This window comes from Bacteroides faecis, assembly GCF_020091505.1.
Taxonomy (GTDB): Bacteria; Bacteroidota; Bacteroidia; order Bacteroidales; family Bacteroidaceae; genus Bacteroides; species Bacteroides faecis.
Window position 1 is genome coordinate 4,977,716 of sequence record NZ_CP081916.1, and the last position, 13,534, is coordinate 4,991,249.

Sequence of the window (13,534 nt, forward strand, 5' to 3'; positions counted from 1 at the left end):
CCTAATACTAAGAAAATGCTACAAATTTATGAATTTATAGTAGATCAAACCGCAAAGGGAAGAAGTTTTTTACTTTTTTTCTGTTTGTTGATGATGCAAGCACCCTCCTTTGCACAAAATAGTGCCAAGATCACGATTCAGAAGAAAAATATATCTATCATCGAGGCACTTAAGGAAGTAGAAAAACAATCCGATTATTCTGTCGGATACAATGATTCGCAACTAAGAAACAAGCCTGTTTTAAATCTTGACCTGAAAGCTGTGGCATTGGAGAATGCCCTTGCACAAATTCTCCGGGGAAGTGGATTTACTTATCAGTTCAAAGATAAGTATATCATGATTATTCCTGACAACAAGCCTAAAGGAATTCCTGCAAAGAAAGTTAGTGGAATAGTAATCGACGAAAATAATGAGCCACTGATCGGAGTGAACATTAAAGTAGAAGGAAGCTCCATAGGCGCAATCACCGATATCGATGGTAATTTCAATATAATGGCTCCTCAAAGCAGCACATTAAGCTTCACTTACGTGGGATATACACCTCAAAGTGTGAAAATAACAGATAAAAATATCTACGAAATAAGATTAGTAAGTGACACTAAACAACTGAGCGAAGTAGTAGTCACCGCTCTCGGTATCAAACGCGAACAAAAGGCACTGAGCTACAATGTGCAGCAGGTGAAGGCTGATGCAATTTCTGGTATCAAGGATGCTAATTTCATCAACAGTCTGAACGGAAAAGTAGCCGGTGTCAATATCAATAGTAGTTCCTCCGGTGTGGGTGGAGCAAGTAAAGTCGTGATGCGCGGTACAAAGTCTATCGAACAGAGCAGCAATGCACTATACGTTATCGATGGTATTCCTATGTTCAATTTTGGCGGTGGAGGTGGAACGGAATTTGATTCTCGTGGTAAGTCCGAAAGCATTGCAGACCTGAACCCGGATGATATAGAAAGCATATCCGTACTGACAGGTGCCGCTGCAGCCGCTCTCTATGGTAGCAATGCAGCCAATGGCGCCATCGTTATCACTACAAAACGAGGACAAGTGGGAAAACTACAAGTATCTGTCAACAGTAATACTGAGTTCTCTAAACCATTCGTACTTCCTCAGTTCCAGAATCGCTATGGGACAGGCAGCCGAGGCAAGACAGGTGGTACCACCACTTTAAGCTGGGGACCATTGTTGAACGAGGCTTCACGTACCGGATTCGAGCCTAAGGATTTCTTCGACACCGGATTGATATTCACTAACTCTGTTACTCTTTCTACCGGAACGGAGAAAAATCAGACTTTCTTTTCGGCTGCATCCGTAAATTCTCAAGGTATAGTCCCCAATAACCGTTACAATCGTTTTAACTTTACATTCCGCAATACGACAAGTTTCCTGAATGACCGGATGAAACTTGATGTAGGCGCCAGCTATATTATTCAAAACGATCGTAACATGACCAACCAGGGCGTATATTCCAACCCAATTGTACCCGTCTACCTGTTTCCACGTAGTGACGATTTCAGTCTTATCAAAGTATTTGAACGTTGGGATCCGGCACGTAAAATCAATACGATGTTTTGGCCGCAAGGTGAAGGGGATCTTCGTATGCAAAACCCATACTGGATTGCATATCGCAATTTACGCCTCAACCAAAAAAAACGTTATATGCTCTCCGCACAGTTAAGTTATGATATCACCGACTGGTTAAACATTGCAGGTCGTGTGCGTATAGACAATTCTCACACTAAGTATGAACAGAAACTGTATGCCAGTTCAAATGCGACCATAACCGAAGAGAGCACACAGGGACATTATACCATTGCCAAACCTGATGAAACTCAAACATACGCCGATGTACTTGCCAATATCAACAAGCGTTTCGGTGACTACTCATTAGTAGCAAACGTGGGAGCCAGTATTGTAAACAATAAATTTGAAGAATTAAGTTATCGTGGTCCGATACGTGAAAAGGGAATCCCTAACGTATTCAACGTCTTCGACCTTGACAATGCCAAGAAGAAAGCACGTCAGGACGAATGGCAGGAACAAACGCAATCCATCTTTGCCAGTGTAGAAGTCGGTTGGAAAAGCATGCTCTATCTGACTCTGACCGGACGTAACGACTGGGCATCGCAACTCGCCAATTCATCCACTTCTTCGTTCTTCTACCCCTCGGTAGGACTTTCGGGCGTTATCTCCGAAATGATACAGATGCCAAGTTTCATTGACTACATGAAAGTACGTGGTTCGTTCAGTTCCGTCGGTATGCCTTATCCGCGCAACCTAACTTCTCCAACTTATGAATATAATGAAGCCACCCAAAGTTGGAAGCCCAAGACTCACTATCCTATCGGTGATCTGAAACCGGAACGTACCGATTCATGGGAAGTCGGTTTGGACATGAAACTTTTCAAGGACTTTAATCTCGGCCTGTCATGGTACCTGGCCAATACATTCAACCAAACATTCGACCCTCAAATTTCCGTATCATCCGGTTACACTACCATTTATCTTCAGACAGGTTATGTACGTAACACAGGACTGGAACTTTCATTGGGTTACGGACATACCTGGAATAACAACTTCCGTTGGGACAGTAACTTCACCCTTAGCCATAACAAAAATAAAATTAAAGAACTAGTAAGAGATTACGTACATCCCGAGACAGGTGAACTTATAAACAAAGACCGACTGGATGTAGGCGGACTTGGAAAGGCACGCTTTATTCTGAAGGAAGGCGGCACATTGGGCGACCTCTATACTCAGTCCGATCTGAAACGTGATGATAATGGTATGGTGGATATCGACCCCACCGGCATAGTAGCTATAGAAAATAATCTGCCGGACATCAAGTTGGGTAGTGTATTTCCAAAAGCCAATTTGGCATGGAGCAATCACTTCTCATGGAAAGGTATAAGCTTAAGCGCTCTCTTTACGGCACGTATCGGTGGCATTGTCTACTCTGCCACAGAAGCAGCCATGGACCAGTACGGTGTATCTGAACGTTCGGCTTTGGCACGCGATAATGGCGGTGTACTGGTAAATAACCGCACACTTGTCGATGCGCAAAACTATTATACAACGATTGGCAGTGAAAGCGGACTGCCTCAATACTACACCTACAACGCCACCAACGTGCGTCTGCAAGAAGCAAGCATCGGATACCTTATCCCGCGCAAGTGGCTGGGAAACGTGTGTGATATCCAAGTATCTGTAATAGGTCGTAATTTATGGATGATTTACAATAAAGCTCCTTTCGATCCCGAATCAGTAGCCACAACGGACAACTATTATCAGGGAATCGACTACTTCATGTTGCCAAGTACCCGTAACATTGGTTTCAATGTAAAAATTAACTTTTAACGAACTAAATCAACTATTATGAAACAAGTGACATCTATCCTGAAGATGTTCTTCTTTGCTCTACTACTTATTGGCGGAACGGCCTGTACAAGTAACTTTGCCGACATCAACCGCAAAGATTACGAAGTGGACAAGAATGAACTGGGACGTGAAAACTATAATTTAGGGGCTACGCTAAGAGGTCTACAGGGGCTTGTCGTTCCCGTCAAAGAGCATCTTTATCAATTTATTGAAGCGCTGGCTGCCGGTCCGTATGCCGGATACTTCGGAGCCACTAACCCGTGGACAACCAAATTTGAAACATATAATCCGTCTGTGGATTGGCAGGACAAAACATTTTCCGACGTTTTCACCGAAACTTATCCGCTCTACCGTGACCTGCGCGACCAAAGCGATGATCCTGTCGCATTGGCATTATCCAAATTACTGCGCGTAGCTATTATGCACCGTATGACAGATATGTATGGACCTATCCCCTATAGCAAGATAGTAGACGAACAAGGCGGAATATCACTCTCTGTGCCATATGACTCCCAAGCAGACGTTTATAAACAAATGTTGAAAGAACTGGACGAAGTGGATGTTGTATTGAAAGAGAATCTAAACCTGGGGACTGAAGCTTTCCGTAAATTCGATGATGTTTATTACGGTGATATGAATAAATGGCACAAATATACCAACTCCCTGAAACTGCGCATGGCTATCCGCATGTCTTACGTTGATCCTGCCACTGCCCAACAAGTTGCCGAAGCTGCTGTATCCGCAGGTGTCATTACCTCGAACGCAGATAACGCCTGGCTGACAGTAGAAGAGAATCGTGCTTCTATGATTTTCAATGGTTGGAATGACCACCGTGTGGGTGCCGATATTATTTCTTATATGAATGGTTACAACGACCCTCGCCGGCCAAAGATGTTCACCACCGTAAAATTGGACGAAAGGGTAGGCGGCCAAAATGTAAAAGTTGACGGTTATGCAGGTATCCGCATCGGTATCGACGTAGCCAATAAGGACGAAGTGAAAGACCGTTATAGCAAACCCGTCATCGCTACCGAAAGTCCCTATTTATGGATGAACGCCGCCGAAATCACTTTCCTGCGTGCAGAAGGTGCCTTACGGGGATGGAATATGGGTGGAGATGCCAAGTCTTTGTATGAACAGGCCATTACACTTTCCTTCGACCAATACGGACTAACCGGCGCCGATGCTTATGTTGCCGACTCTCAAAACAAACCGCAAGCGTATACCGATCCTATGCGTACCTATTCTGTCGCAGCTCCAGCCAGCACCATTACTATTGCCTGGCAAGATGGCGACGATAAGTTTGAAGCCAATTTGGAACGTATAATCACTCAAAAGTGGATTGCAATGTTCCCCTGCACAGTAGAAGCATGGAGCGAATACCGCCGTACGGGTTACCCCAAACTGCTACCGGTAGTTGTAAATAACAGTGGCGGTGTCATCAACGACAAAGTTATTAAGATTCGCCGTTTGTGGTATCCACCGCGTGAGTATTCCAACAACCAGTATATCACAGAAGCTGTAAAGATGTTGGGTGGAGACGATAACGGAGCTACTCCCTTATGGTGGGATAAAAAACCGCGTACTCCGTAACCGTCCACATTCAGAAGGACAATTGCCCGACTATAATAATGAAGAAAGAACTAAAAATATATACATCAAACGATATGAAAATAAAAATATCAATCACCAGGTTATACACCGGATTATTCCTGTTGCTGGCTCTCCTGTCAATTGCCTCATGTAACGACTGGAAAGATATAGAATCCGTAGATATTGCCCCTCAAAACGCCAAAGATCAGAATCCCGAACTTTGGGCGCGTTATATGGAATCGCTGCGTGTCTACAAGCAAGAACGTCCGCATTACATCACATACAGCAGTTTCGATAATGGTGCCGAAGAGTCTAAGAATGAAGGTGCGTATCTTCGTTCATTGCCTGATTCACTGGATATAGTCACGTTAGCTAATTCAGAAAACATCAGCACTTATGACCGCGAAGACATCCCCTTATTACAGGAGAAAAGTACAAAAGTACTTTACCGTGTAGACTACGCTTCACAAGCGGCTATTCTTTCCGATGCAGCTAAACTGGGGGCTTTTCTCGACAAAGCTATCGCTACAGCGACCGAACTGAATCTGAATGGTTTTGCCTTTACGGGCATGCCACTCTATAGTGGTACGGAAGCGGAACTGGCCGCACGCAAAGAAGCTGCAAAGTTGATTGTTTCCAGACTCTCTGCAGCAGCTAGTGGTGACAAATTACTGGTATTGGATGGCGACCCCGCATTTGTGGAAACTTCCGATATCGAAAAACTAGACTATATAGTACTGAACACTGTTGATATAACTAATGTCACCACCTTGAAACTACTGGTCACAGGACTGCTTGACAACCAATCATTACCTAAAGAGAAGCTGCTATTGGCTGCAAAAATCAATAACCAAATAATCGACGAAACCAATGTGAAACAAGATGCCGTAACCGTTATGACTGAACGCGTAGTTTCACTAGGCCCTCTTGGAGGACTAGCCATTTTTGCCACAGGTGACGATTATTATCAAACAAAAATGCATTATGCAATCACCAGGACAGCTATACAATTGATGAATCCGTCAAACTAAAAAATATACTGTTATGAAAAAATATACAATCAAACATCTCCTGTTCCTGTTGCTACTAGTAGCAATGGCGGGATGTACCGAAGATCCTATTTCAATGGCAGCAGGCAAGTTGCCCGATGAAGTGGCGATGAGTAAGATAGGGGGAATATTGTACAGTGAAAAATCATTGACCAATAAACTGGCTATCAGACTATCCAAAGACGAAACTTCCGCTACCGACGCCATTTATTACACCCTGACACAACCGGCTGCAAGCGCAGTCACAGTAACCGCGATAGCCGATGAAAAGCTTGTGGACATTTATAATGAAACGAATCTGACCAGTCTGAAAGCATTACCTGCAGCCAATGTACAATTCGAAAAGGGAGGTACACTTACTATTGCTGCCGGAAAACAAGTATCAGAAAAAATAAAGGTTACAATCTTGACACAGGGATTAGAAGCCGAAACAACATATCTACTTCCACTCACCATAGTGCAAGCACCGACAGATGTACAGGCTCAAGACGAAAAACAGGTGCTTTATTATGGGGTAAGTATCAGAGAGAAGCTTACGACTATTTATCCATACAATTCCCAAATGCCAACAGCAATGCCGCCGATACTACCCGATTTATTTACTGTATTTTATGTAAATACGGAAAACTACCAGCCATTGATAGCTGATGTATATGGAATCAATAAAACAAATACAGAAGATTGGTCTGAAACATTATATACGATTGGCGACATCGTCAATCTAAGAATTGTAACTGTAGATTACGATTCTGCAACCAAACGTGCGCTACTCAACCTAAGCAGCGATATACGCTACGTACTTGAAAATGCAGACAAATATATCCGCCGACTCCAAGAACACGGTCGCAAAGTCTGCATCTGTATCGAAGGAGGTGGAAAAGGATTGGGATTCTGTAATATGAGTGACGCACAGATAGCTGATTTCAGTAACCAAGTAAAAGATGTGATAGAGCTTTATCAACTAGACGGAGTGAATCTTTGGGATAGAGACAGCGGTTATGGCAAAGAAGGCATGCCTGCAATAAATACTACTTCCTACCCCAAGTTGATTAAAGCACTACATGAAGTCCTGCCTGATGACAAGTTACTCACTTTGGTAGATAAAGGCGAACCTACCGAATATTTCTACGATGTCAATGCATGTGGCGGAATTGAAGTAGGCAAATACATCAATTACGCATGGCACGGATATGTGAGCGAAGAAGAAGAAGTACAAATCATCGAACCATGGGAATCCGAACAGTCTTACAGCAAATATACCCGTAGACCTATTGCAGGATTAGCACCCGAATATTATGGAAAGGTAAATATTCCCCGTTATTATACCGGAACAGCCCAACTTAGAGATGACTCTTCCAAGAAACTTGTGATGTGGAAAAAAGAAAAAGAGAGAGATAATAACATATTGGTATTTGGAACAGACCTTACCGCCAATGAACAAAATAAATACGAAGGTTTTAATATGGGCATGATTTACACAGTAGGCTATTTTATGAGTGACGGCAGACAGTGGGGAATAAAGCCATGGCCTCCGGGAGCTGAAGGATTTGTAAATGGAGATTATATGTATGATAGTCAGTATTTATACTATATGCTCAATCAAACATATAATGTTTTTGCCAAAGACTGGTAAAAACAAAAAATAAAAATATCAAGAGAACATCGGAAAATAAATGAGAACCAAGAGTATGTATTGATGTCTGAACGTTAAAGAAAGACAGTAAGAAAGGAGGTAAAATAGTACATCTCCGAAATCTACAGTTATTTTCTATATCAATGTTATTTGACTGTTTCCTGAATTTAATATGAACATCTAAAATTTTAAAAAGATGAAAACATTAAATCGTATTTTCTTAGTGATTGTAGCTATGGCTGCAAGCTTCGTTGTTGCAAGTTGCAGCAATGATAACACCGTAAATGAAGCACAGGATGCTTCTCAAGGTATTACCACACGCGCTGTAGGTACAAAGACACCTAAATTCACCGCTTATATCGAAACAAACGATATAAACCCGTTGAATGCAGGTGAGTACTACTTCACCGGCACGAATCCTCACGAAGAGGTGATTGATCATGTGATTCTGTTCGCTTCCAATATACGTGGAACCGCATCATCAGTGCAACTGTATCACAACCCTAACCAAACTTATATTCTGAACAATATCAACACATTAGTGAAGCCGTTACAGAATAAAGGAATTAAGGTGTTACTCGGATTGCTTGGCGACCACACGGGAGTCGGATTTGCCAATCTTACTAATGAAAATATAGCTGCGGGAGATTCACTACTCAATGATTTCGCATATCAAGTAGCCAACTGTGTCACAACCTATGGTTTGGACGGTGTGGATTTCGATGATGAATATGCCGAATATGGAAAGATATCCGGTACTCCCACACCAAGTACCAACAACTTTGGTCTGCTCATTCAGAAAGTGCGTGAGTTGTTGCCGGACAAACTGATTACAGCATTTGATTACGGTGGTTATACAGGTTTTAACCAGACTACCATGAACGCTATCAGTTACATGTGGCCGAACTTCGGTTGCAGTTCTAATCCGCCTTCAGGACTTCCAAAGAGCAAATGGGCAAAACTGTCATTGCACTATACTAGTGGTTGGCCATCTTGTGATGACATCGGGGTTTGTGCAAGCAACTATAACGGATATGGTGCCGTTATGTCGTTCAATCTCCGCAATTATGATTGTTCAGGAACTATGAATTGTTTCGCTCCGTATGTATGGGGAGGAAGGACAGTAAGCTATACCGGAACTTCATATCCGAAGAACTACTAATTAAGGTGTAATACAATCTGGCGCAATGCCTCTTTAAAAGTATGCTAAAGCAGGCATTGCGTCGGATAAAGAAAAAGAGCTGGGAGTGTTGCATAAGAAACAACACTCTTACAGGAACACTCCCAGTCTTTTCTTCATATTATATAAGCAATCAAAAGAATATTTTGCCATAAAGATAAAAAGCGTAACACCTGTTTTTTATCTAAAAAGCATAAACTTAGATAATAAATATACCGGCCAATGACCCCAACTATAAAATCTAAAGTCTCATAAAAGTCCAAGGACTATAAAAAAAGAATCAATAAAGAACGAAATTAATATCACCATATATAAAGAATTAATCTAATTACTAAAAAACAAGAATCGCATGAAAACAAAAAGAATCTTTCGGAGCGCTTTGTCGACTGCCTCTTTTGCAGGCATCACCTTAGCCACGTTGCTATCGGCAGTGAGTTGCGACAACAAAGACTACAACAATGCCTCTCCCTTCGACAATGTTGTCTACATTGACGCTGCCGAATTGCAAGATGTTAGCAACTTTACTTTCAACCGGACAATTGCGGACGGAAAGAAAGAAATCTCGGCTGTACTCGCATTTCCTACAGATGCAGATATCAATGTTAATTTCAAAGCAGAGCCGTCACTCGCTGACATTTACAACGCCCGCCTCGGAACCAAGTTTACAGTACTTGACTCCAGGCATTACAAATTTTCGGCAGAACAAGTCGTTATCCCAAAGGGTGAAATCACCTCGAAACCTATCACCATTGATTTCTCATCTCTCACCGACCTGGAAATTGACGCAGGCTATTTGTTACCTGTCACCATCGACCAAGCTTCAAATGGAATGAGTATTCTAGGAGGCTCCAGCACAATCTGTTACGTGATACGCCGTTCCAGTGCCATAACTACCGCTGCCAGCTTAAAAGATAACTACTTCGAAGTGCCCGGTTTTGATTTCGGAAGTCCTACTGCTTCAGTTGTGAACAATATGGCACAATTGACATTTGAAGCCATTATCCGTGTGAACAAGTTTGAAAGAGATATTTCCACTATCATGGGTATAGAACAATACTGTTTGTTCCGCATCGGAGATGCCGGTTTCCCACGTCAACAATTACAATTCTCAAGTCCCGGTGATGTAAAATTCCCCAATCCAAGTAACAACAAACTGCTGCAGGCAAATGAGTGGTATCATGTAGCTGTGACCTACGATACAGAACATAAAACTGCTATTATGTATGTAGATGGCAAGGAACAGAGTCGCATCGAAGATTATGGTAACGGTACACCGATCAATCTGGGTAAACAAGAACGTGAGAAACAGGCCTACATGTTCAAGATAGGTCACTCTTATGATGAACCTGATGTATTTCTCCGCCAACTTGATGGTGAAATTTGCGAGGCACGTATTTGGAACGTAGCCCGTACACAAGAAGAAATCTATCAGAATATGTACAGTGTAGAGCCTACCACACCCGGTCTGTGTGCTTATTGGAAATTTAATGAAGGAGAAGGCGATAAAGCGATAGATCAGACAGGCAATGGTAATGATGCAATAGCCCATTCTAAAGTTATGTGGCCGGACGGTATCGAAGTAACACAGAAAAACAAAGAATAAACAATTCTGAGAAATTCGTGTACCATTCTCTAATAAAATAATATACGGACTTTATTTAATTGATCATCCTCCGGAAGCTATTTACTCTTCCAACGCTCATATAATTAACTGGTGGGAAAGTAATGGGCTAAAAAAAGAGAAGTAGCAACCGAGGATTATCAGATGAATGCTGTGACATTTTTGTATCTAATCTAATTATTATAAGGGGAGAAACAAAAATGTCACAGCACTACTAATCAATACCTTAACCCTCAAAAAGCATTCTTTTTTCTATAAGTTTACAAAAAACGTCTATATACTTTTCACCTTTTATCCAACCCAAACTGCACTTTTTCTTCGCATCCCCTATCCAATCATAAAGAGACTATGAAGTTACAGTTGAGCAACCGGGCAGACAGACTTGTGCTACAACCCGGTTACTGTTGTGCATCCCAATAGATATACAACTGTAACAGGACAAAACATAAACACTAGACCATTAATAGATAACCAAAACTCTTTAATTCATACAGTAGAATACTTCAAATGAACCTGATAAATATAGGAAAACATGCACAGCATTATACCTATTTATCAAGTATACTTTTTAGAACGACCTCACTAAAATCTACTTTATCGGCACTCATCGCCAATTTGCAAACAAAGGGTTCAATAGTAGCTTCGGTCCTACTGCCTTCTATTTTAACACTATTTTAATTACAGGTATACCATTCATTACGATTACCCATATTTTTCATAGAACAATAAATATAACATTGTATTAAAAATATACAAGTTTTTCATCCCTTTTATCGCAGATATAACACCAAAAGTGATAAGTATTCATTTTTAATCAAATATTATATCAATTTTTTATAACTAAGCCGTATCTTTACCTCCTTAGAGCAAGCAATACCTTATTATAAAAAAATACGTATATATTATCCTAACCTACAAATGAGAAAATCTAAATTGGTACTTAATGGAAAATATTCCAAAAGTACCCAACACAAGACAAGACTACCTCCTATCCTGCCATATTTTGAATAAACTATTTAACATATATAATCAATAAAAAACAATCAAATAATTATTGTTACTTGGAGGAAAATCAGCATTCCTTTAGAAAGAGTTCAAACATTAGAATTAAAACTCTACATATATACTACACATTCCCATTATCAACCTTCAAAGAACAACTAATTCTGAGATCATGTTATTTGAACTTATTGATATACAATCATAAGACTATAATACTGTGCATTTTTCGTTTTAAACTCAGACAGGAGGAATAGACCGGTTTCACCAAGTGACGTTACTATAAAACAAATAAATATGAAATATTTAATTATAACGTCATTATCCGCTTCCATATTCACAACTATAACTACTCAAAATGAATTATTCTCAATTTTATTTTCGGTAGCAGGAGTGTTTTTATTGTATTGGTTCGTATTCCACACGTCTACCATGAAGAAAGAAATCGCTTTCTTAAAAGAAGAAAATCAATACTTTATAGATTCTTTCCAGAATATCCGTACTCCGGTCACGTCACTTCATACTCCGCTGAAGTCAGCCTGCAACAATGATTGTCCTGACAGTATCAAAAAGGATCTGTCATTGGCCATCCGCAACATAGATTGCCTCAACGAACATTTAGCCAGGCTAATGGATATGAAACAACTATTCATCTATTCCAAAAGAATGAATTTTGCAGAATATGAACTAGGAAATTTCCTTAATAGCAGAATTTCTTCTCTGCAAGATCATGCGACAAGTAAACAAGTAAAATTAGAGATTCGGACGGAGTTTAAATATGCCAGCGTATGGATAGATAAAAGTAAAATTTCTCCCGTTATTGAGAAGTTTATCAAGAATGTAATAGATCATTCTGAGCCATCAAAAAACATTACTTTAAGTGCATCTTTATGCAACAAATATTGGGAAATCAGCACTACTCATACCGAAAGCAGCAATCTGATGAAGTGTTACAAATGTTCTACAAAGCATCTTCTTAAACAGAAAACGGAATCCAGATATCATTTCGCCAAAAGCACTCTATGTAAAAGGCTGATTGAGCTATGTAACGGAGAAATACTGGTTAACCATTCATGCCAGACTATCGCATTACGCTTTCCTGTGAAATGTTTATGTGAGAACGCATCCGGGCACACTTTTGTTCACATCGAAAAGAATGTGGAAGAGGAAAAGACCGATGCTTTATTCCACAAAGGTACGCAGAAAAGAAGTTCGTCCCGACCGGTCGTAGTTTTGGCGGATAGTAATGACGATTTCAGGTTCTATCTGGAAACATGTCTGTCGGAGAAATATATAGTAAGAAGCTTTAATAATGGACAGGAAGCATTGGCGTGTATAAAAAAAGAACATCCGGACCTGCTGATATGTGACACAGTGCTGCATGGAATGGGTGGTGATGAACTTTCTTCAAGATTGAAGACTTCTAAAGAGACATCGATCATACCGGTTATTCTTTACGGATCGCATATCGATGTGGATCAACGCAACAAAAGGGAAGCTTCATTAGCAGATACATTTATGCACACCCCCTTTCACGTGGAAGATTTAAAGATAGAGATTTCCGTTCTTATCAGAAACAGCCGCCTTTTGAGAAAAGCATTCCTCCACAAAGTGTTCGGAGAACAATTCTTGAAGGTACAGTCTGCCGAGACCGGCATGGAGACTCTTGAAGATGTCAGGAAGTCACTGATTGATGAAGCAAAAGATTATGTTCTGGAGCGCATAGAGAAGGAAGACCTGACAATAGATGAAATAGCTTCACACCTGGGAATGAGCAGAACCAAATTCTATAACAAATGGAAGTCACTGACCGGTGAAGCTCCCAACGTCTTCATCGAAGCCATTCGCATGGAGAAAGCACACGAGTTATTGGAAAGCGGAAAGTATCCGGTCAGCATAATACCGGAAATGATTGGGCTGAAAGATCTGAAAAACTTCCGCAACAGGTATAAAGAATACTTCGGAATTACTCCAAGAGAGTCAATCAGAAAAAAATATTCTGAATAAAACAGACATTTAAAAACAGGTCTGAAGGTACTCCGGCACGATTTAGACGGAGAAACCGGCGGGAGTACCTTTTT

Annotated in this window: 7 protein-coding genes; all 7 read left to right on the forward strand. The window is 40.8% G+C overall.

Features of this window, described 5'->3' with window-relative positions; translation table 11 throughout:
* Nucleotides 1–15 precede the first annotated feature (15 nt).
* Nucleotides 16–3,357: a TonB-dependent receptor gene (locus tag K6V30_RS19550; protein ID WP_055269617.1), complete on the forward strand. Its 3,342-nt coding sequence runs from the start codon at nt 16–18 to the stop codon at nt 3,355–3,357.
* Nucleotides 3,358–3,375: 18 nt separating this feature from the next.
* Nucleotides 3,376–4,971 carry a RagB/SusD family nutrient uptake outer membrane protein gene (locus K6V30_RS19555; RefSeq protein ID WP_010538510.1) on the forward strand — a complete coding sequence of 532 codons (1,596 nt, stop codon included), beginning with the start codon at nt 3,376–3,378 and terminating at the stop codon, nt 4,969–4,971.
* Between the two features lie 74 nt (nt 4,972–5,045).
* Nucleotides 5,046–6,002 carry a glycoside hydrolase family 18 gene (locus K6V30_RS19560; RefSeq protein ID WP_022301170.1) on the forward strand — a complete coding sequence of 319 codons (957 nt, stop codon included), beginning with the start codon at nt 5,046–5,048 and terminating at the stop codon, nt 6,000–6,002.
* A 13-nt stretch (nt 6,003–6,015) separates the two neighbouring features.
* A complete protein-coding gene (locus tag K6V30_RS19565) occupies nt 6,016–7,653 on the forward strand; it encodes a BT_3987 domain-containing protein (protein ID WP_224207190.1) in 1,638 nt (545 codons plus the stop codon).
* Nucleotides 7,654–7,849: 196 nt separating this feature from the next.
* Nucleotides 7,850–8,815 carry a glycosyl hydrolase family 18 protein gene (locus K6V30_RS19570; protein WP_055269613.1) on the forward strand — a complete coding sequence of 322 codons (966 nt, stop codon included), beginning with the start codon at nt 7,850–7,852 and terminating at the stop codon, nt 8,813–8,815.
* 367 nt (nt 8,816–9,182) lie between these two features.
* On the forward strand, nt 9,183–10,436 hold the full coding sequence (locus tag K6V30_RS19575; protein WP_055269611.1) for a DUF1735 and LamG domain-containing protein: 1,254 nt from the start codon (nt 9,183–9,185) through the stop codon (nt 10,434–10,436).
* Nucleotides 10,437–11,750: 1,314 nt separating this feature from the next.
* On the forward strand, nt 11,751–13,460 hold the full coding sequence (locus K6V30_RS19580; RefSeq protein WP_055269609.1) for a hybrid sensor histidine kinase/response regulator transcription factor: 1,710 nt from the start codon (nt 11,751–11,753) through the stop codon (nt 13,458–13,460).
* The last annotated feature ends 74 nt before the right edge of the window (nt 13,461–13,534 follow it).

Bases quoted from the DNA above. Each gene is read 5' to 3' on its own strand.
- K6V30_RS19550 (WP_055269617.1), top strand. From the start codon at position 16: ATGCTACAAATTTATGAATTTATAGTAGATCAAACCGCAAAGGGAAGA.
- K6V30_RS19555 (WP_010538510.1), top strand. From the start codon at position 3,376: ATGAAACAAGTGACATCTATCCTGAAGATGTTCTTCTTTGCTCTACTA.
- K6V30_RS19560 (WP_022301170.1), top strand. From the start codon at position 5,046: ATGAAAATAAAAATATCAATCACCAGGTTATACACCGGATTATTCCTG.
- K6V30_RS19565 (WP_224207190.1), top strand. From the start codon at position 6,016: ATGAAAAAATATACAATCAAACATCTCCTGTTCCTGTTGCTACTAGTA.
- K6V30_RS19570 (WP_055269613.1), top strand. From the start codon at position 7,850: ATGAAAACATTAAATCGTATTTTCTTAGTGATTGTAGCTATGGCTGCA.
- K6V30_RS19575 (WP_055269611.1), top strand. From the start codon at position 9,183: ATGAAAACAAAAAGAATCTTTCGGAGCGCTTTGTCGACTGCCTCTTTT.
- K6V30_RS19580 (WP_055269609.1), top strand. From the start codon at position 11,751: ATGAAATATTTAATTATAACGTCATTATCCGCTTCCATATTCACAACT.